Below are 20,630 nucleotides of genomic sequence, written 5' to 3'. Positions count from 1 at the left end.
TGATGATAAAAATTAAAGCTTGGGTAAGTGCTGCAAGATTGCGTACTTTGCCTCTTTCTGTTTCTGGAATTATAGTTGGTAGTGCTTGTGCATACCCATATTTTTCAACTAATACTTCGTTTATAAGTATCTTTTCTTTTGCAATACTTACAACGTTATTATTACAGATTTTATCAAATTTTGCTAATGACTATGGAGATGGAGTAAAAGGAACAGATAATGAGACTCGTATAGGTCCTCAGAGAGCTTTACAAAGTGGTCTTATCACACCTAAAGAGATGAAGCAGGGAGTTATAGTTACTTCTTTGTTATCTCTAATAGCAGCTTTGATATTAATTTATATCTCTTTTGGGAAGGATAATTTCTTTACCTCTTTATTCTTTTTTGTTTTAGGAATATCGTGTGTAGCTGCAGCAATTAAATATACTGTTGGTTCAGGAGCTTATGGATATAAAGGATTAGGAGACTTATTTGTATTTATATTCTTCGGGCTAGTGAGTGTTATCGGATGTTTTTATTTATATGGAATGCATTTTGACTATTGGGTTATCTTACCAGCGATCGCTATAGGAAATCTTAGTATAGCTGTCTTAAATATTAATAATATGAGGGACTTAGAGTCTGATAAATTAGTAGGCAAAAATACATTAGCTGTTAAATTAGGAAGACAAGGTGCAAAACAGTACCATTATTTTATTATCCTTTTTGCTCTTATCGCATTAATTATTTATGCAATGCATGCTGGTTTAGAAATCTATAAATACTTCTTTATATTAGCTTATATACCCTTATTAAGGCATTTGATCTTTGTCAAGAAGAATACTGAGCCGCGAGAGTTAGATTCACAGATGAAAATAGTTGCATTAAGTACTTTTTTACTTTCTGTATTATTTTCAATAGCTTTAATACTTTAAAATTTAGAATTATGGAAATTACGTATTATGGACATGCCTGTTTAGGTATTAGAATAGAAGATATTAATATCATAGTGGATCCTTTTATTACTGGGAACCCATTAGAAGCAGCTAAGAAAATAGATGTAGATGCTATTAAAGTAGATTATATCCTTATTACTCATGCACATGGTGACCATATCGCGGATGTAGAACGTATTGCTAATAATAATCCTGAAGCTCTAATTGTATCCAACGCCGAAATAGCAGGATATTATGAAGCTAAAGGATTCCAAGCTCACCCAATGAATCACGGTGGATCATGGATATTCGATTTCGGAAAACTAAAATATACACCAGCTATACACTCTAGCTCTTTCCCTGATGGGAGTTATGGAGGACAGCCTGGGGGATTTGTGATAGAAAGTAAAAATAAAAATATTTATATAGCAGGCGATACTTCTCTTACTATGGATATGAAATTGATACCTATGTTTACGAATCTAGACTTAGCTATCTTGCCAATAGGAAGCAACTTCACAATGGATATAGACGAAGCTGTTGTTGCATCTGATTTTGTTAAGTGTGATAAAGTTTTAGGGTATCATTTTGATACATTTGGTTTTATAGAAATAGACCACGAAGAAGCTAAACGTAAGTTCTTTGAGAAAGGAAAAGACTTAATGCTTCTAAATATTGGAGAAAGTTTGACTTTGTAGTTATGATTGCTAGATATAAAAGACATAATTTAATATTCAAAAGACCTTCTGGTACCTCTAGAGGTATTCTTACAGAGAAAGAAACTTGGTATATTATATTAGAAGAGGGCAATAAAATAGGAATAGGGGAGTGTGGTATACTGCGCTCTCTTAGTTTTGATGATAGGCCCGATTATGAAGAGAAGCTAAAATGGACAGTAGAAAATATTGATCTAGGTCTAGAACAACTTTGGGAAGCTCTTAGAGATTGGCCTTCTATACAATTTGGATTAGAACAAGCTTTTCTATCCTTAGAAAGTGATAATCCATTTATCTTATTTCCATCAAATTTCACAAATAGTAAAGATGCTATTACCATCAATGGGTTAGTCTGGATGGGAGAGGAGGCCTTTATGAAAGAACAGATAGATGAAAAGCTCAAAGATGGCTATAAATGTGTTAAATTAAAAATTGGAGCTATTAATTTTGAAAGAGAGATAGCTCTACTTCAATATATCAGAAAATATTTCTCTTCAGAACAAATAGAACTAAGAGTGGATGCTAATGGAGGTTTTAAGCCAGAAGAAGCAAAAGCTAAACTAGAAGAGTTAAGCAAATTAAGACTACATAGCATCGAACAGCCAATAAAGCAACATCAGATAAGCGAAATGGCTGCATTATGTAGAGATACACCTTTACCTATAGCATTAGATGAAGAATTAATAGGAATAACTAAACTAGATGAGAAAGCTAAACTTCTAGATCAAATAAAACCTCAGTATATTATCTTAAAACCAAGTTTAATCGGAGGTTTTAAAGGTAGCTTAGAATGGATAGAGCTCGCTAATCAAAGAAATATAAATTGGTGGATAACATCTGCATTAGAAAGTAATATAGGGCTTAATGCTATAGCTCAATGGACGTATACACTTCAATCAGATATGCCTCAAGGTCTAGGAACAGGGGCTCTGTATACTAATAATATAGATTCTCCCTTACTAGTAAAAAATGGAGCATTATGGTATGATAATAGAGGAGTTTGGGATGAGTCAATTTTAACTTACTAAAAAAACGAAAAGGAAGAATAGCTATTCTTCCTTTTTGTTTTTTCTATAATCTTCTTAGTAAATCACGATTTTCTAAATTCATCTGGGGATACTCCTACATACTTTTTAAAAAACCTTGAGAAATAAGAATTATCCTTAAAGCTTAATTTATAAGCTATTTCTCCAGCAGATAGATTTGTATTAACTAAAAGTCTTTTACTTTCTAATAAAATACGACTTCTAATAATCTCTCCAGCAGATTGTCCTTTAATTTTCTGACATATAGCATTTAAATAATTAGGAGTTACATATAGAAGTTTAGCATATTCTTTTGGGAATCTTAGTTCATAAAAGTTTTTTTCAACTAGGTGCTCAAATTGCTTGATTAAGTTAGTGGGTTGCAATTGAGTATAAGAAAAATTGTATTCCTCATTTACCTGTTTTTTAACTAAAAGTAATAACTCAAGTATGTATATACGTATTAGATTAAGATCTGTGCTTTCTTTTATTTGAAATTCAAAAGTTATTTTATCAAAAATATTAACTATAGTAGAGTATTGTTTAAAAATATTAAGCTTGATATATTCTGAATTATAATTGAAGAAAGGTAATAATTGAATAAAATCCTTATTTAATAGAAAAGATGAAAAGAAGTCAGCTGTGAAATTGATAATAAATCCTTGAGTAGTTTCATTAAAATCCCATCTATGTACTTGTCCTGGAGCTAAGAAGAAAATATCGCCTTTAGTAACAGAATAAGTTTTGCTATCTATATGATGTATCCCAGTACCATTAGTTATAAGTAATATTTGATAGAAAGCATGTTGATGAGCAATAGAAACTACATTATTGCGCATTTGGATTATTCTATGCAAATCAAAAATTACACAATCTTTTAGGACATTATTTTGGTCTAATAGATCACAACTATTATATCTAGGTATCTTTTTCATATTACTTATAAAAGTTATCAATACTTAAAATATTAAATATACTATAATATTTTGTACAAAATTAATAAATTTTATTTAATATAAGAACTGATTGATTTAGTAAGTGATTAGTTATATCTATATTAGATACTATTTATTCATAATACATATTATGTAAAATAGGAATTTTGTAAGAGAAAACAATACTTCTTTTGTCACTATTATAAACTATATTTGTACTTATACAAATTTAAACCTAATGCTCTATTTAATACTTAGCATCTTAAGTAGTATCTCTGTAGGAGTTCTATTTAAAGTTTTAAAAAAACAAACCACTAATATTTTTCAGATTATAATTCTCAACTACATTGTAACAGTTTTTTTATCATTCTTAATATTTAAACCTTCATCTATTACAATTAATGCATTTCCAATATTTCTTATTATAGGTTTAGGAGTTCTATTACCTTCAATATTCTTAGCACAATATCTAAGTATTAAAAATACAGGAATTATAAAAACAGATATTGCTCAAAGAATGTCATTATTTATTCCAATATTGGCATCTGTATTTATTTTTAAAGAAAATATTACAAATTTGAAATATATAGCTTTGTTAATAGGTTTTATATCTATAGGTCTAATACTAAACAAAAATGAGCATAAAGAAATAAAAGCTAAAAATAACTATTTTTATTTACTCTTAGTTTTTATTGGTTTTGGAGTAATTGATGTGTGTTTTAAGCAAGTAGCTTTATATAGTACTATTCCCTATACTTCTACTCTATTTTATATATTTAGTTGTTCTTTAATATTATCTCTGATTTTTTATACTGTTTACATAAAGTTCAAGAGAATTAAATTTGAAATGACTAAAAAAACAATACTGTTTGGCCTTTTAGTAGGATTATTGAATTTTATAAATATATACTTTTATTTAAATGCACATAAAGCTTTTGCTGATAATCCTACTGTAGTTTTTGCAGGAATGAATTACGGAGTCATTCTACTAGGTACTTTGATCGGATATTTTTACTTTAATGAAAAGTTGAATAAGTATAATGTTATTGGTTTAGGATTTGCAGTCTTATCTATAGGATTGCTTATAATAAGTCAAGTTATAATCTAAACAAAAAAGGAGATGATAAATTCATCTCCTTTTTTGTTATAACCATTCCATTAAAGAAATTCCTAATCCTATATTTGTTTGTTTCCAGTTATAATCGATCATGGTCTCGCCATAACCGTGATTTACAACTAAGAAAGCTTTTAAGTTATTCTTAATTGGATAAGCCCAAGTAAACTCTGCAAAACCTTTATAGTTGTTATTAAACTTTAGATTGTTGCGAATCATTAAAGTAAATAATTGACCGCTCTTATGCTGATATCCTATGACAGCCTCTCCTCTACCTACATAATCTTCTATCCTTGGATTGTCATCAGAATCAGCTTCTTCTTGAAGTCTAAACCAAGGGCGAACTAAGAAAGTCCAATTGTGGTACTCCATTCCTAAGTGCATCGTAATTCTGTTCCAACTTCTAGAGTAAGGTAGACTCTTACCATTAGACTGGTGATTAAAGCCTATCCCTGCCATTGTAAATTTAAAATCATTGATAGCATAATCTAAAGGATAGTTAAAGATCACCTCTGGTTCATAATTTAATTCCCTAAAAGGCCGAGATTCCTTTTCGTTATATGCTTGCCAGTTAGCAGTCTGTGTAAAAGCTAACCAAATATCTCCTTTGCCCCAAAAAAGCCCTGTAGCAACTTTAGTTTTAAAACTTATCTGAAATCTAATCTCTGTTCTATTGTAATCTATAGGTTCAGAAGCTGAATTAGCATCGTGCAAACTAGTAGGCATCTCATTAGGCTTACTAGACCATCTAGCAGGCAAAAGATATACTGGCTTATAAGGAGTAAGGGCAAAAGTCTTTCCTTTTCTCTCTGGATTTAAGTCCCATCTATCTCTTAAGCTTTTAATCTCTCTATTATTATCGAAGATATAGTCATCAGGTTCTTGACCCAAAACCTGTACACTCACTAATAGAGAGAGTAAAAAACATTTATATTTCATTCGTTTTATTTAAAAAAGTAAAGTCTGCTGTCCATCATCATCTATTTCTGTTTCTGGAGCTTCACCTATAGTTATTTCTTCTTCCTCTTCCTCCTCTTCTTCCTCTTCATTAAAAGGCAATGACTCTAAAATATTGACTTGTTTTATCTTATCTATAGAAACTTGATTACCTAAAGCTTTAATTCCTTTTATAGTTATAAATTGCTCTACATCAATTGTTTGGTTGTCCTTTTGTATTCCTTTGATCTTAGTAAATATTACTTCAAAGACAGGTCTAAAGTCAGTAGAAACTATCTCCAATCTAGAGTTAGGATGTTCAGTAATAAACAATTCCTCTTTATTTTCATTCTCAATTAAGAAGCGCTTAAGGTAATATCTACTTTTTTCTCCATCAAAATATAGAGCAGAAACAGGCTTGTTTTCTTTCCATTTTTCGAGAACAATCATATCTTCGTCGAAATGAGTAGTAAGTTCAGGAATAATCGTCTTCACCTTACCACTTTGAGTTACAATAAGTAATCTATCTTCAGGTTTAAACTCTCCTAATAACTCTCCTCTACCATCTACATTTAAGCGTTTTACGGTTTCGTCGAACCATATCTTACGAGGACGTAATGTAGAAATTCCCTTTTCTTTGAGCTCTATTTTCTTAATAGCATATTTAGTTACTACATTTCCTTTTGCTGCTCTACCTTTAATTAATAAGTCAGCAAAGTCAAGATCAAACTTAAGCTTCTTAACACTAGTCAGTTGTCTTAATAGTATCGTTACTACCTCTGCTTCTCCATTTGGATTAGCTGAGAAATACAATATCTGTGAGCCTGGTTTGTCTTGAGTCAGTGGATATAATTTATCACGAGTTACCCCTGTTACATTAAATCTTTTGATAAAAGAAGAACCAGATTTACCATCTCTATAAATTAAGTTATAGATAGTGCGTTTGTCATTCTTATCCCATACAGCGATATGGATAATATCTTTTCCGACGAACTTCTTTTCATCTACTCTAGAGACCATCATAGAACCGTCACGTAAGAATACGATAACATCATCTATATCAGAACAGTCACATACATACTCATCTTTGCGCAATCCTGTACCGAAGAAACCTTCTTCCCTATTTACATAAAGCTTAGTATTTCTCAGGACTACTTTAGTTGCCTCGATAGTATCGAAGTTTCTAAGCTCGGTAAGACGCTCTCTACCTTTGCCATATTTTTCCTTTAAACTCATAAAGTATTTAATAGCAAAATCTATCAGGTGTTCTAAGTTGTATTTTACAGCTTCTATTTCTCCTTCTAGCGCCTCAATATTTTGGTTTGCCTTATCAATATCAAAACGTGAAATACGTTTAATGCGTATCTCTGTTAATCTAGCGATATCCTCCTGTGTAATGTCTCTTTTAAGATTTGCTATAAATGGCTTTAATCCTAAATCAATAGCATTTAAAACTCCTTCCCAAGTTTCTTCTTCTTCAATCGCACGGTAAATACGATTCTCAATAAATATTCTTTCAAGAGAAAGGAAGTGCCATTTTTCCTCTAACTCATTCAGTTCTATCTCAAGTTCTTTCTTTAATAGCTCTACTGTCTGATGAGTAGAGTTTTTAAGCATCTCTGAGACACCTGTAAATAGAGGTTTATTATCCTGGATAACACAGCCTAATGGAGCAATAGAAGTTTCACATGCTGTAAAAGCATAAAGAGCATCTATAGTTTTATCAGGAGAAGTCCCCGCAGGTAGATGGATTAGTATTTCCACCTGTGCAGCCGTATTATCTTCTATCTTTTTAATCTTTATTTTACCTTTTTCATTCGCTTTAAGGATGCTTTCTATCAAACTTGTCGTTGTAGTAGAGAAAGGTATCTGCGTAATTACTAAAGTATTCTTGTCTAGTGGAGCTATTTTAGCACGCACACGCACACGTCCTCCACGAGCACCATCATTATAGTTAGATACATCTGCTATCCCCTCTGTAGGGAAGTCAGGATATAGCGTAAAGGGTTTGCCTTTTAGAATTTTGATAGAAGCATCTATCAGTTCGTTAAAGTTATGAGGAAGTATTTTAGTAGATAACCCTACTGCAATACCCTCTCCTCCTTGTGCGAGAAGTAATGGAAACTTAACTGGTAGATTGATAGGTTCATTCTTTCTACCGTCATAAGATGCTTGCCAATTAGTGATTTTTGGAGAATACAATACCTCTAAAGCAAATTTACTCAAACGAGCCTCAATATAACGCGAAGCTGCAGCACCATCTCCTGTTAGGATATTTCCCCAGTTCCCCTGCATATCTATTAATAGATCTTTCTGCCCAAGTTGAACAAGGGCGTCTCCTATACTAGCATCCCCATGAGGGTGATACTGCATCGTATGACCTACAATATTAGCAACTTTATTATAACGGCCATCATCTAGCTCTTTCATCGAGTGCATGATACGTCTCTGAACAGGCTTAAAACCATCTTCGATAGCAGGTACAGCACGTTCTAAGATAACATAAGAAGCATAGTCAAGGAACCAATCCTTGTACATACCTGTTACCTTAGTAATAGTCTCCGTTACCTCCTCTTGAACATCAGAAAAATCCTCTATAGGATGTTCATTATTTATATTGTTTAACTCTTGATCTAAATTATCTTCTTGGCTCATAATATTATTCTACAACATCAAGTTCTACTTTAAGATTATCTATGATAAATTCTTGTCTATCTGGTGTATTTTTACCCATATAGAACTCTAACATTTTATCGATAGATATTGACTTATCTAACATTACAGGATCTAATCTTATATCTTCCCCTATAAAATACTGAAACTCATCAGGAGAAATCTCTCCTAATCCTTTGAATCGAGTGATCTCCGGCTTAGGTTTTAATTTCTCAATAGCGTTTATACGTTCCTCTTCACTGTAGCAGTAAATCGTTTCTTTCTTATTTCTCACCCTAAACAATGGTGTTTGTAAGATGTATAAATGCCCTTCTTTGATTAATTCTGGGAAAAACTGTAAAAAGAAAGTAATTAATAACAATCGAATATGCATACCATCCACATCGGCATCAGTAGCAATAACAATATTGTTATACCTTAAGTTCTCAAAGTCATCTTCTATATCTAATGCTGCTTGTAGCAAGTTAAACTCTTCATTTTCATACACGATTTTCTTCGTCATTCCATAAGAGTTTAGAGGCTTACCTCTTAAACTAAATACAGCTTGTGTATTAACATTTCTTGATTTTGTAATCGAGCCCGAAGCAGAATCTCCCTCTGTAATAAACAAAGTACTGTCTAAATACAGTGGATTCTTTATATCTGTTAAGTGAACTCTACAATCTCTTAATTTTCTATTGTGTAGACTAGCTTTTTTAGCGCGGTCTTTAGCTATCTTTCTGATACCAGATAACTCTTTGCGTTCTTTTTCAGCTTGAAGTATTTTCTTTAATAAAGCTTCAGCTATATCAGGGTTTTTGTGTAAATAGTTATCTAACTGTGTCTTCACAAAATCATTGACAAAAGTACGCACTGTAGGCAGATCTGGTCCCATATCAGTAGACCCTAGTTTAGTTTTGGTTTGAGATTCAAATACAGGCTCTTCTACCTTTACAGCAACAGCAGCTACAATAGACTTTCTAATATCAGAAGCGTCGAAGTTTTTATTATAGAACTCTTTAAGTGTTCTTACCACAGCTTCTCTAAATGCAGCTAAGTGTGTTCCTCCTTGAGTAGTATTCTGTCCGTTTACGAAAGAGTAATATTCCTCAGAGTATTGGCTTTTACTGTGCGTTAATGCTACCTCGATATCATCACCTGATAAATGAATAATTGGATATACTTGATCTTCTTCAGTAATATTCTCTAAAAGCAAATCTTTAAGCCCATTTTCAGAGAAGAATTTTTCACCATTAAACATCACTGTCAATCCTTTATTAAGATAACAGTAGTTCTTTAGCATACGCTCTATATACTCTTTACGGTATTTATAGTTCTTAAAGATTGCCTCATCCGCTACGAAAGATACTTTAGTTCCTTTTCGTCTAGTAGTTTCTACTAATTCCTCCTCATTGACTAAATCCCCAGCAGAGAATTCAGCTCCTTTAAGCTGACCATCACGTACAGACTCTACACGGAAGTAGTTAGATAAAGCATTTACTGCCTTAGTACCCACACCATTTAGACCTACCGATTTCTTAAATGCTTTAGAGTCATATTTTCCTCCAGTATTCATCTTAGATACTACATCTACGACTTTACCTAAAGGAATACCACGACCATAATCACGTACAGTGACAAGTTTATCTTTGAGAGTAACCTCAATAGTTTTACCTGTCCCCATAACGAATTCATCTATACTATTATCTATAACCTCTTTAATTAGAATGTAGATACCATCATCAGGAGAAGAACCATCTCCTAATTTTCCGATATACATACCAGGACGCATACGAATATGTTCCTTCCAGTCTAACGAACGAATATTATCTTCGGTATATTGATTTTGATCTTGCATAAAAACGTAGGAATTTGCGCTAATTTACTACTAATTAGCTTAAAATAAAAATTGTGAAATAACAGTTTTTTAGGATTTAATCCTCTGATGACTTTTTGATAACATTCTTCTCAATCTCAATAGAATAAGGCCCTGGTACTATTCTTCTGCCATATAATATAGCATAATTTTTTGTAAACTCTGCACCAAAATATAAGATCATAGCCGAATAGTACACCCAAATCAACATAACTGTCACAGAACCAGCTGCTCCATAAAGTGAAGAAGAAGCTGTATTACCTAAATACCAACCTATCCCAAACTTTCCAAACATAAATAGAACAGCTGTAAAACCTGCCCCTATGAAGGCATCTTTCCATCTTAATTTACCATTAGGTAAAGTCATGAAGATAAGTACAAATAGGATCGTTATGATTAAAAAGACAACTAAATTGTTTAATAACTTTACTAAACTCAATGTTTCTTCTCCAAAAAAACTACCCAAATAACTATATAGAAGGCTTACAATTGAATTAATCATTAGACTTACTAATAAGACAAATCCAACTGATCCTATCATAGCAAAAGAAAGCAACCTGTTTTTAACCAATCTAGCAATACTTTTATCTGGTTTGGCCGCTAACCCCCATATATAATTAATAGAACTCTGTATCTCTGCAAAAACCCCTGAAGCACTAAATAAAAGTATCCCTACACCTATAATAGTAGTTATATAACCACTTTTTCGATTTAACTGAACATTACTCATTGCATTTTGTATTTCAGCTGTTGTATTAGGACCTACCAAATCTCTTAATTGGTCATAAAAGAAATTAGCTACTTCTTGTTCCTCAAAAATAAAACCACTTGCAGAAATAATTAATAGCATTAAAGGAGGTAAAGCAAAAATCGTATAATAGGATAATGCTGCACTAAACTTCATCGCATTATCATCTAGAAAGTCAAATACGGATTGTTTAAACAATACTATTACTTTTTTAAAACCACTACTCTGCATAGTTAGACTATTATTAATAAATTAAGATATTAAAATTTATACATTAAAACTATTTAAACTCTAAAACATTGATTTTTAGACTAAATACAATAACAAGACTAATAGTCTAATTACTATTACAAAATTCTATAAAATTTTAACAATTCCTAATTTACTTTTACTAAAAATAATAGCAAAAAAAAGAGAAGCACTTGGCTTCTCTTTCTCAATTATTTAAACGTTAAAACGGAAGTGCATTACATCTCCATCCTTAACAATGTATTCTTTTCCTTCTACTCTTAGTTTCCCAGCTTCTTTTACTTTAGCTTCTGAACCATAAGTCACATAGTCATCATAACCGATTACCTCTGCACGAATAAATCCTTTTTCGAAGTCACTGTGGATAACTCCTGCAGCCTGTGGTGCAGTATCTCCTACCTTAATAGTCCAAGCTCTAACCTCTTTTACACCAGCCGTAAAGTAAGTTTGAAGATTTAATAGTTTATAAGCAGAACGAATCAATTTAGATACTCCTGGCTCATCTAATCCTAAATCTTCTAAGAACATTTGTCTTTCTTCAAAAGTCTCTAATTCCATGATATCTGCTTCAGTTCCTACTGCTAATACGATCACTTCTGCATTCTCATCTTTCACTAGTTCTTTTACCTTTACTACATAATCATTCCCGTTTACAGCAGCTCCTTCATCTACGTTACATACGTATAATACAGGCTTAGTAGTAATTAATTGGAAGTCTTCTATTAATGCCTCTTCATCTTGGTTTTTAGCTTCTACTACACGAGCAGATTTACCTTCTAATAAAGTCACTCTGATGCGCTCTAACAGATCAGCCTCTACTTGTGCTTCTTTATTTCCTGTCTTAGCTGCTTTCTTAACTTTCTCTAATCTCTTTTCTACAGTTTCAAGGTCTTTTAACTGCAATTCGATATCGATAGTCTCTTTATCTCTGATTGGGTTTACATTCCCATCAACGTGAATAATATTATCATTGTCAAAGCAGCGCAATACGTGGATAATAGCATTACACTCTCTAATATTTCCTAAGAATTGGTTTCCTAAACCTTCTCCTTTACTTGCTCCTTTTACTAATCCAGCAATATCTACTATCTCTACAGTAGCAGGCAATACACGCTCAGGTACTACTAGCTCTTCTAGTTTTAATAGACGTGGATCTGGTACATTCACAACCCCAATATTCGGTTCTATTGTACAAAATGGGAAGTTAGCACTCTGTGCCTTTGCATTAGATAAACAATTGAATAATGTTGATTTACCTACATTTGGCAATCCTACTATACCTGCTTTCATATTTTTAAAATATATTGTGAATTTTTAATCGTTTGCAAATATATTGAAAATTATAGAAGTTCATAGTCTTAATATAATATTACCTAAATAAAAAAGCCACTCGAGATGAGTGGCTTTTCTATATTTAGATTATTTTGTTAATCTTCATCGTCAGCAATTTCCAAGTCTTTTAATGCATCTAATGAATCTTCTGGAGCTTCTACGAAATCCTCTTCATCCTCATCGAAGTTTTCAATTCTATCTGCTAACTTAGTACTTACTTTTACCAGGTATATAGTATCCTCAGTTCTAACTTCCACTGCTTCTACAGTTTCGTTCTTTACGTTTTTAAAACGTATAATGTCTGCATCATCATACCCGTCAGGAAATTTTTCAACCAATAATGTCAAAATTTCGTTCGTTAACTTTGCGTAATCAACAATTACTCTTTTCATTCTTTGTTCTTGCTTTATTTCAGTTTCAAATGTAATAGCTAAATTGTAAACTACAAATAAAATATCACATTTATTTACTGCGAAAAATTAAAAATTAATTACCAAGAATATATGCAAAAATTAATGGCGCAACGATAGTAGCATCTGACTCCACGATGAATTTAGGTGTGTCGATATCTAATTTACCCCATGTAATTTTTTCGTTAGGAACTGCTCCTGAATATGATCCGTAAGATGTAGTAGAATCAGAGATTTGGCAGAAGTATGACCAGAAAGGTACATCTTCCCACTCTAAATCTTGATACATCATTGGAACTACACAGATAGGGAAATCTCCAGAGATACCTCCTCCGATTTGGAAGAATCCTACTCCGTGCCCTCCTGAGTTAGCTCTATACCACTCTGTTAAATAAATCATGTACTCAATACCTGTTTTTACAGTGTGTACATTTAGTTTTCCTTTGATTACATTAGATGTAAAGATGTTACCACATGTAGAATCTTCCCATCCTGGACATACGATTGGAATATTTTTCTCAGCCGCAGCGATAATCCAAGAGTGTTTAGGATCAATCTCATAGTATTGCTCTAATACACCAGAGTTTACTAATTGGTATAAATATTCGTGTGGGAAATAACGTTTTCCTTCAGCTTCAGCTGCATGCCATACGTCTTCTAAGTGTTTTTGTAAACGACGGAATGCCTCTTCTTCAGGGATACACGTGTCAGTCACACGGTTATAGTGATTGTCTAATAACTCTCTCTCTTGCTCTGGAGTCAAATCTCTGTAGTTTGGAACTCTTTTGTAGTGAGAGTGAGCAACCAAGTTCATCACGTCCTCTTCTAAGTTAGCTCCTGTACAAGAAATGATATGTACTTTATCTTGACGAATCATTTCTGCTAAAGAAATTCCTAACTCAGCAGTACTCATCGCACCACCCATAGAGATTAACATTTTACCTCCAGCGTTTAAGTGTGCTTCATATCCTTTTGCAGCATCCACTAACGCAGCAGCGTTAAAGTGTCTATAGTTATGCTCAATAAACTGACTAATTGGTCCTTTACTCATTTTATTTATTCTTTTATATTAATATTTCTTTTATTTCTTATTTGTTATACCCTAAGATATCTAATACTTGTTCTGCAGTTTGTTGTTCGGAGAACAACTCTGTTGCGATAATTCCATTTTCATCTTTGTCGATTAAGATGTGTTTTGGTTGTGGAATTAAACAATGGTGAATACCACCAAATCCTCCAATTTGATCTTGATATGCACCTGTATTAAAGAATCCTATATACAATGGTTTTTCTTTATTGTATTTAGGCAAATAGATTGCATTTAAGTTTTGCTCAGAATTATAGTAGTCATCGCTATCACAAGTCAATCCACCCAACAAAATACGCTCATAAGTATCATTCCATCTGTTGATTGGCAACATGATAAAACGCTTGTTAATCGCCCATGAATCAGGTAAAGTAGTGATGAATGACGAATCAATCATATTCCACTTCTCTCTGTCATTTTGTTGTTTTTGGTATAAGATCTCATAGATTGCTCCTCCACTTTCACCTACTGTGTATGAACCAAACTCTGTAAAGATGTTCGGTACAGGTACTTCTGCCTCATCACATACAATCTTAATTTGATTGATGATCTCATCTACCATATACTGGTAATCAAATTCGAATGCTAAAGAATCTTTAATAGGGAATCCTCCTCCGATATTCAAGCTATCTAGTGTAGGGCATTCTTTCTTTAAAGTAATGTATACTTTTAAACATTTCACTAATTCGTTCCAGTAGTACGCCGTATCTCTAATACCCGTATTGATAAAGAAGTGAAGCATTTTAAGCTCTACCTTTGGATTCTCAGCAATTTGTTTTCTGTAGAAAGGTAAGATACTCTTATATCCAATTCCTAAACGAGAAGTATAAAATTCGAACTTAGGAGATTCTTCAGAAGCAATACGGATACCGATTTTAAACTTCTTGTTTATTTGCTCTTGTAATAGATCTAACTCTTCATAGTTATCAATAATAGGAATAGTATTCTCATGTTTATTATTGATAAGGTTAGCGATATTGTCGATGTACTGCGCACGTTTAAATCCGTTGCACAATACGAATGTATCTTTATTGATCTTACCTGTCTCTAGTAAGTTCTCTACGATATTAACGTCGAACGCAGATGATGTCTCTACGTGAATATCATTTTTAAAAGCTTCGTTTAACACATAAGAGAAGTGAGAACTCTTAGTGCAGTAGCAGTAATAGTAATTTGCCTTATACTTATTCTTCTCCATTGCTTTTCTGAAGATAGTCTTCACATTGCTAATGTTTTCTGAAATTTTAGGCAAATAAGTGAACTTTAATGGAGTACCGTATTTTTCAACAAGGCCCATTAAGTCAATATTGTGAAATTGTAAGTTATCTTTGTTTAATTTGAATTCTTCTTGTGGGAAGTAAAAAGTTTGGTTGATTAAGTCAACGTATTTTGTGTTCATCTTTTATCTTTTTAATAAAGGTTAAAAAAAATCTTTCTCAATTAACTCTGATTGCACAGTAAACAAATCTTGCTTTGCATAAAGATACTAAATAGTTATTACTTATACTGCAATCCGACACCTAACTTAATCTAGTTTTCAAACCCTTATATTAGCAAATACTATTGGCAACTTATCTCTGAATCTAAACGAATTAAGAGCCTCCTTAGAATACTTGATAATGCCATATACATAATTAGCCTTCTGTCTCTTGACAAAACGCCTTACTTTGTGCCTTGCAGACACACTGAATTTAATATATAAAACATCTATTTTCACGACCGCAAATGTAACAAAATATTGGAATGAAAAACTAAAAACTATTTGTTTTTACCCCTTAATTCAAATATGCATATAATCCTTTTACTACCAGCTCTTTGCTAACCTCTATATCGTAGATAGCAGAGCCTATTTTGTCTAATAATACACAACGTATATTACCACCATAGTTCTTTTTATCAAACTTCAACCATTCTAAGGAATTTTCTATGTCTTCTTTTGACATAGGAACTACTCCATATATAGTGTGAATTGTTTCTTTTATATCTAAATATTCTTCCGCAGTTAAATACCCTAATTCTTTAGCAATATAAGCCTCTGCCACCATACCTAAAGCAACAGCTTCTCCGTGTAGCATAGTTTCTTTTTGCTCATCGGTTAAAAAGTAACTCTCTACTGCATGCCCTACCGTATGCCCGAAGTTTAATATCTTGCGCAGACCGTGTTCCTTAGGATCTTGAGTAACGACTTCATTTTTTATTGATATTGAATGATGGACTAATGCTTCTAAGTCATTAAAATCAACATTAGCAATATCTTTCAAATAAGTATAGTAATTTTCATCAAATATCAAGCCGTGTTTTAACATTTCTGCATATCCTGCTTTAATTTGTCTTGCCTCTAAAGTCTCTAAGTAATTTACATCAATAATTAGCATTTTAGGCATAGCAAAAGCTCCTATACAATTCTTGATACCGTTTAAGTCTACTCCTGTCTTCCCTCCTACAGAAGCATCTACCATAGCTAGCAATGAAGTAGGAATATTTATAAAGTCTATTCCACGCATAAATATAGAAGCGATAAAACCTCCCATATCTGTAATCACCCCACCTCCTACAGTGATGATTATACTCTTGCGATCTCCTCCTAGCTCTAGCATCGTCTGGATCACTCCTGCACAGGTATCTAAGACTTTGTGCTCTTCACCAGCTTCTACTTCTATAATTTCGAAAGGTACATCTGTAGGCAAGTTGCTTAAAAAGTAAGGTAAACAGTGCTCATAACAATTAGAATCTGTCAAGATAAAAAGCTTGCTATAACCATTATTGTTTAAATATGAACCTAAATGTTCGTATGCTTCTTGTCCGAATAGAATATCGTAATGCTCTGTTATTATGTTTTCCATTTTATATTATTTATGCTATACAAAATAAAGTATAAATATTTGAAATATGCGTGCTAAAAAACTTTTTTAACGAATTACTACTAATCAAATTTTAAAACATCCTTTTAATTAAAAAAATAAGAAACATGTTTAGAGTTAATTTAAAGTATGTATTTATTTTTTTGCTGTTTAATCCAGAATCAGCATTAACCAAATATTACAGAACCACTCTAGTTCAGTCCTGTTTTATCTAATTTCTTTTCGTTTATATACCTGTCACTTATGTCAGATTTAAGTAAGGACAGCAAGCGAATAACAACCATTAATCACATCAGTATCACCAGTGGTCAAAGACTTTTTAATAGGTCAGTGGAGGGCTGTTATATTTGCATTTTTTAAAAAACAGTCATGCAGTATATTTATAATTCTATTGGATTTTTATTGAGTAAGGTATTTCATTACAGATTCAGTGTCTCTCTTCAGAATATAGCCAGATCTTTTCCTAAAGCTTCTTATCAAGAGATTACCGACTACCATAAGCACTTTTATAGACATCTTGGACGTATAATAGTAGAAACACTTTTTGCTAAAAAACAATTATTATATCTCACACAAGGAACCAAAGAATACTTAGAAGAAAGGAAAAAAGAGAATCGCAATATGATATTAATACTAGGTCATTACGGCAACTGGGAATTAATTAAACAACTCCCTCTTTCTACAGATATACAAATACAAGCATTGTTTAAGCCATTAAAGAATAGGTTTTGGAATCAAAGAATAATAAATAAGAGACAGAAGCACGGCATTCGCCTTATCCCATCACAGCACGCCCTACGTATATTGCTTAAAGAAAAAGATGTCCTTAATATGACTGTATTTATTGCAGATCAGTATCCTGGTAAAAATACAGGCATAGAGCTCTTATTCTTAAACCAACAGACACACATCTATACAGGAGCAGAACAAATAGCCAAAAAACTTAATGCTCATGTATTATATGGAGAAATAACTCCTTTTGGCAAGAAAAAATGGCAACTTTCTTTAAAAACGATTTGTACAGAAGCTATAAAAACAGAGCAAGGATTTATTTCTCTTTCTTTTATTAAGCATTTAGAAAGAAGTATTCAAAAGAATCCATCTCTATGGTTATGGTCTCATAAGCGATGGAAGTGATATATATAAGAAAGCCAGAGCTATAGCTCTGGCTTTCTTTATTCATTTTAATCATCTTAAATGATTAGTTTTTTCCTAAGAAAATTTGAAATCCTAATCCAACTCCTAAACCAGAGAATTTCTCTCCTCCAGAAATGTTAGCTTTACTATAGCTATATCCAGCAGTTACTTCTAAAGCAACGTGACGAGATACGAAGTGAGAATAACCTCCTTTGATGTCAAATGCAAATGAGTTTTCGTTTTTTCCATCTTGTTCAGTTCCTTTAATACCGATACCTCCTTGTCCGAAGAATCTTCCAGTAGCACTAGCACCTTCAGGGAAGTAGTAACGTGCATAAGGCATAACTACATAGCTCCATTTATTCTTACCATCTTTGATAGTCTTAAGACCACCACCGATTTCAGCTCCTACTGCAAATCCATCAGAAATAAAGTACGCTGCTGTAGGTTTCACTTCAAAACTAAAACTTTCACCTTCGAAATCATATCCAATATTACCTACGGTAGCTCCTACCATCCAGTTTCCTTTTTTAATAGGCGTAGTACCTACTTTTTCAGATAATTTTGGAGTTTCAATGTTCATTTGAGCGTTAGCAGTTGTAATTCCAGCCACTAATAATGCTGCCAATAAAGTAATCTTTTTCATAATTTTTACTGTTTTGTTTTTAATTTATTGTACTAGACTAATGTTATTTGTTTAACGAGAGCTAAATTAATTAAAATAAACATATTAATTATCGTTTTTTAAACAATTCTTGCTTTAATTTTAGAAAATCGTTGTTAGAATTGATTAATCTATCAAGTAAAAATGTTCTAGCTTCCTCAATATCAATAAAGTCTAGGTATTTGTACCATCCATCTGTTTCTAGAATTTCTTTGACCTTAGTTATTCTCTTTGCAGTCTCGGAAGCACTTCTCAACACATGGCTTGTATCATTAAGACAACCTTTGTGTCTAAAAGTCACATATTTTTTTTCAATATCTAGTATTATTGCATATAAAGGCTCTTGTTCATTGTTTGGAAAGAAGCTATCCCAAGTAGCATAAGCCAGTGTATATACACTATTCTTGTATTCATCTGAAGTGATCTTCCACCTACAGTTAGCTGCTCTTCCCCAGTGGTTTGCATATCTTGCCACACCTTTATCATCATAGTAATACATACTTCCTGTCTTACTTTTATAATCAGGTTTTCTCCCTTCAATAAATGACATTGGTATTTCTTGCCATTCACAATAAGTATGCTTAAAAAAATTATATCTACTGTATTTCTTCATTGTTTAATTTAGCTCTTCTTGATGATTTAGAATAGTAATACCTAGAGTTGCCATTTTTCTTTGTGCTTTTATTAAACCTTCTTCCGTAATAGGCTTAGTTGCAAAATTCAAAAAGAATGTCTTGATTCCAGCTTCTTGTGCATCCTTAGCACTAAAATAAACACAAAACTCAGCGGCTAATCCACAAACGTATAACTCTGTAACGCTCTTGTCATTTAAAAAACCTAAAAGGCCTGTACTATGCTGGTGATCGTTGTCGTAAAAACCGCTATAAGAATCAACTTCTACATTCATTCCTTTTCTAAAAACAGCCGCTACTTTAGTGCTATCCCATTCCGCTGTGAACTCCGCTCCTCTAGTCCCTTGTATACAGTGATCAGGCCAAAGTACCTGTGGTATGCCATTAAGGTTAATTAAATCAAATGTATTGCTATCTGGGTGTTGACTAGCAAAACTCTTATGATTAGCAGGATGCCAATCTTGTGTTGCTATAACGAGGTCAAAGTCTTTTTGTATTTTATTAATCACTGGAATAATTTCATCTCCTTGAGCAACTGCTAGGTTACCTCCAGGTAAGAAATCATATTGTAAATCTACTATGAGTAATGCTTTCATCTTATTTTGAATATATTTATAAGCCGTGTTCTTTGTTTATAAAACAAAAATACTAAAAATCTAAAGGAGCATTAAATTGTATTCTGCAGTTACTTTAAAGATACTATTCACAGGATGCCTTTGATTTTCTTTATTTATATCACTACTTCTTGTAAGTCCCTTTAGGAGAATACAAATCTATAGAGATTAAAAAATATTAACCTTACTTACTTCCACTTATTTCCAATTTTTTCCATTCTTTTCCGAATACTTCCAAATATTTCCAAAAAAGTCCATTTATTTCCACTCTTAAAATTTTAAATAACTGAAAATCAGCACACAATAGTTTTAAGCATACCCGTTTCTTCGGAAGCCCTTCGGAAGAGTTCAGTATTTGTTCGGAAGGAGAGCTAGTTTTCCGAAGAACATCCAAAGACTGCCCAATAAATTCCCGAAGAAAATGTATTTAGGCTTCTGTTTTTTAAATATTCTAAAACTAGTTTTTGCATTAGCCATATACTATAAAACATGGTTAGTTTTTCTCTCCTATTATTAGTTTTATAACCACACTATAGTGTGCTTTACGCGCTAATTAAGGCCTATTTTGTATAATTCCCTTTTGTTTATATGTATATCAGTAATCTAGGTGAAAATGACTTTAAGAATATCAAAATACTAAAAAAGGCATTCAGTGATCTGAATGCCTTTTGCTTTAGGGTGACTAATGGGTCTCGAACCCACGACCTTCGGAACCACAATCCGACGCT

At 32.5% G+C, this 20,630-nt stretch carries 17 protein-coding genes and 1 pseudogene; 5 read left to right on the top strand and 13 right to left on the bottom strand.

Annotated features, from left to right (window positions below; all coding sequences use genetic code 11):
- The first annotated feature begins 2 nt into the window (after nucleotides 1-2).
- From menA to AABL85_RS15365, 3 genes are read left to right on the top strand one after another with little or no spacing between them, the layout of a single operon-like run.
- Nucleotides 3-914, top strand: a complete 912-nt coding sequence (gene menA / locus AABL85_RS15375; RefSeq protein ID WP_286386148.1) for a 1,4-dihydroxy-2-naphthoate octaprenyltransferase — start codon at nucleotides 3-5, stop codon at nucleotides 912-914.
- Nucleotides 915-925: 11 nt separating this feature from the next.
- Nucleotides 926-1,612 (top strand): metal-dependent hydrolase, encoded by a 687-nt coding sequence (locus AABL85_RS15370; protein WP_286386146.1) that lies wholly within the window; start codon nucleotides 926-928, stop codon nucleotides 1,610-1,612.
- Nucleotides 1,613-1,614: 2 nt separating this feature from the next.
- Nucleotides 1,615-2,658: an o-succinylbenzoate synthase gene (locus AABL85_RS15365; RefSeq protein WP_341310722.1), complete on the top strand. Its 1,044-nt coding sequence runs from the start codon at nucleotides 1,615-1,617 to the stop codon at nucleotides 2,656-2,658.
- A gap of 62 nt (nucleotides 2,659-2,720) precedes the next feature.
- On the opposite strand, the gene AABL85_RS15360 is transcribed toward AABL85_RS15365, so the two are convergent.
- Nucleotides 2,721-3,590: a helix-turn-helix domain-containing protein gene (locus AABL85_RS15360; protein ID WP_286386144.1), complete on the bottom strand. Its 870-nt coding sequence runs from the start codon at nucleotides 3,588-3,590 to the stop codon at nucleotides 2,721-2,723.
- A 238-nt stretch (nucleotides 3,591-3,828) separates the two neighbouring features.
- Here AABL85_RS15360 and AABL85_RS15355 point away from each other — a divergent pair, with 238 nt between their 5' ends.
- Nucleotides 3,829-4,698 carry an EamA/RhaT family transporter gene (locus AABL85_RS15355; protein ID WP_341310721.1) on the top strand — a complete coding sequence of 290 codons (870 nt, stop codon included), beginning with the start codon at nucleotides 3,829-3,831 and terminating at the stop codon, nucleotides 4,696-4,698.
- A 36-nt stretch (nucleotides 4,699-4,734) separates the two neighbouring features.
- On the opposite strand, the gene AABL85_RS15350 is transcribed toward AABL85_RS15355, so the two are convergent.
- The 9 genes and pseudogenes from AABL85_RS15350 to aroB all read right to left on the bottom strand — a co-directional run bounded on the left by AABL85_RS15350 (nucleotide 4,735) and on the right by aroB (nucleotide 16,837).
- Nucleotides 4,735-5,643 (bottom strand): phospholipase A, encoded by a 909-nt coding sequence (locus AABL85_RS15350; protein WP_341310720.1) that lies wholly within the window; start codon nucleotides 5,641-5,643, stop codon nucleotides 4,735-4,737.
- Between the two features lie 9 nt (nucleotides 5,644-5,652).
- A complete protein-coding gene (locus tag AABL85_RS15345; protein ID WP_341310719.1) occupies nucleotides 5,653-8,295 on the bottom strand; it encodes a DNA gyrase/topoisomerase IV subunit A in 2,643 nt (880 codons plus the stop codon).
- 4 nt (nucleotides 8,296-8,299) lie between these two features.
- The gene (locus AABL85_RS15340; RefSeq protein ID WP_286386138.1) at nucleotides 8,300-10,150 is read right to left on the bottom strand and encodes a DNA topoisomerase IV subunit B; all 1,851 of its coding nucleotides are present in this window, start codon (nucleotides 10,148-10,150) and stop codon (nucleotides 8,300-8,302) included.
- A 76-nt stretch (nucleotides 10,151-10,226) separates the two neighbouring features.
- Entirely contained in the window at nucleotides 10,227-11,147 is a 921-nt protein-coding gene (locus AABL85_RS15335) for a YihY/virulence factor BrkB family protein (protein WP_286386137.1), read from the bottom strand.
- Nucleotides 11,148-11,360: 213 nt separating this feature from the next.
- A complete protein-coding gene (ychF, locus tag AABL85_RS15330; protein WP_341310718.1) occupies nucleotides 11,361-12,455 on the bottom strand; it encodes a redox-regulated ATPase YchF in 1,095 nt (364 codons plus the stop codon).
- Nucleotides 12,456-12,595: 140 nt separating this feature from the next.
- A pseudogene (locus tag AABL85_RS15325) lies at nucleotides 12,596-12,889 on the bottom strand (hypothetical protein); the annotation flags it as partial.
- 94 nt (nucleotides 12,890-12,983) lie between these two features.
- Nucleotides 12,984-13,958 (bottom strand): deoxyhypusine synthase family protein, encoded by a 975-nt coding sequence (locus tag AABL85_RS15320; RefSeq protein WP_155091505.1) that lies wholly within the window; start codon nucleotides 13,956-13,958, stop codon nucleotides 12,984-12,986.
- Nucleotides 13,959-13,995: 37 nt separating this feature from the next.
- Nucleotides 13,996-15,393, bottom strand: coding sequence for an arginine decarboxylase (locus tag AABL85_RS15315; protein WP_286386135.1), 1,398 nt, complete (start codon nucleotides 15,391-15,393; stop codon nucleotides 13,996-13,998).
- A 376-nt stretch (nucleotides 15,394-15,769) separates the two neighbouring features.
- Nucleotides 15,770-16,837: a 3-dehydroquinate synthase gene (aroB, locus tag AABL85_RS15310; protein ID WP_341310717.1), complete on the bottom strand. Its 1,068-nt coding sequence runs from the start codon at nucleotides 16,835-16,837 to the stop codon at nucleotides 15,770-15,772.
- Nucleotides 16,838-17,224: 387 nt separating this feature from the next.
- Here aroB and AABL85_RS15305 point away from each other — a divergent pair, with 387 nt between their 5' ends.
- On the top strand, nucleotides 17,225-17,992 hold the full coding sequence (locus AABL85_RS15305) for a lysophospholipid acyltransferase family protein (protein WP_286386132.1): 768 nt from the start codon (nucleotides 17,225-17,227) through the stop codon (nucleotides 17,990-17,992).
- A 64-nt stretch (nucleotides 17,993-18,056) separates the two neighbouring features.
- Here AABL85_RS15305 and AABL85_RS15300 read toward each other — a convergent pair whose 3' ends face one another.
- The 3 genes from AABL85_RS15300 to pncA all read right to left on the bottom strand — a co-directional run bounded on the left by AABL85_RS15300 (nucleotide 18,057) and on the right by pncA (nucleotide 19,884).
- Nucleotides 18,057-18,638, bottom strand: coding sequence for a hypothetical protein (locus AABL85_RS15300; protein ID WP_286386131.1), 582 nt, complete (start codon nucleotides 18,636-18,638; stop codon nucleotides 18,057-18,059).
- A gap of 88 nt (nucleotides 18,639-18,726) precedes the next feature.
- Nucleotides 18,727-19,269, bottom strand: coding sequence for a hypothetical protein (locus AABL85_RS15295; protein WP_286386130.1), 543 nt, complete (start codon nucleotides 19,267-19,269; stop codon nucleotides 18,727-18,729).
- A 3-nt stretch (nucleotides 19,270-19,272) separates the two neighbouring features.
- Nucleotides 19,273-19,884, bottom strand: a complete 612-nt coding sequence (gene pncA / locus AABL85_RS15290) for a bifunctional nicotinamidase/pyrazinamidase (protein ID WP_341310716.1) — start codon at nucleotides 19,882-19,884, stop codon at nucleotides 19,273-19,275.
- Nucleotides 19,885-20,630: the final 746 nt, after the last annotated feature.

Origin of the sequence: Myroides odoratimimus, from assembly GCF_038039805.1 — a bacterium.
Taxonomy (GTDB): domain Bacteria; phylum Bacteroidota; class Bacteroidia; order Flavobacteriales; family Flavobacteriaceae; genus Flavobacterium; species Flavobacterium odoratimimum_B.
The sequence above is the reverse complement of the archived record's forward strand: the minus strand, read 5'-3'. Positions and strand labels throughout refer to the sequence as shown.